This is a genomic window from Vibrio sp. 1078-1, assembly GCF_033340475.1.
In genome coordinates this window covers 1-562 of the sequence record NZ_JAWOWM010000703.1, presented here as the reverse complement: position 1 = coordinate 562, position 562 = coordinate 1, and the positions used below count along the sequence as shown (strand labels likewise).

Below are 562 nucleotides of genomic sequence, written 5' to 3'. Positions count from 1 at the left end.
GAACAGGATCAAGTCCCACCATCAGCGTATGCCAATCACGGATAGCCGCCCCCAAGGTCTTTCCTTCAGGAATTCCCCGAAACAACACAATAGCGCCGGTAGCACTGGCCTCTTTAAATAGCTGCTTCAGTGAGGAATCACCCAATGAGGACGACGCAAATATCAACCATTCATCGCTGTGTTTGAGCGACGCAGGTTGTTCAACCGGTGCAAAAGGCTCTATAAATTCAGATGCACCATCCACAGCACTTTGTAAAATGCTGCGGCTCATTTCAACGATCTTTTTGTCCTCGTCAGACAACGGATAAGGCTCTTGTGCCCAGGACACTTGAACCCAAGCCAATGGAGCAACCAACAAAAATAAGAGGCATAGTCTTCTCATCATCCACCTCCTACCAAAGCGGCCAAGCGCGACCGACAATCTGCTCGCGCTTAACGGCATTCCAATAACGGGAGTCGAAACTCGTTGCGGCCTCACCGGAAAACCAATACTCGTTTTCTTGCAGCGTCAATGAGCGGCTAAATTCTGTTTTAGCCACAACAAGACGCTGGGCTAATGCCA

Annotated in this window: 2 protein-coding genes; both read right to left on the bottom strand. The window is 49.6% G+C overall.

Features of this window, described 5'->3' with window-relative positions:
- Nucleotides 1-382: TrbC family F-type conjugative pilus assembly protein (locus R7190_RS29615; RefSeq protein WP_318138170.1), on the bottom strand; the 382-nt coding region annotated here is incomplete at its 3' end.
- A gap of 10 nt (nt 383-392) precedes the next feature.
- A partial coding sequence (locus R7190_RS29610) for a S26 family signal peptidase (RefSeq protein ID WP_318138171.1) occupies nt 393-562 on the bottom strand: 170 nt, incomplete at its 5' end.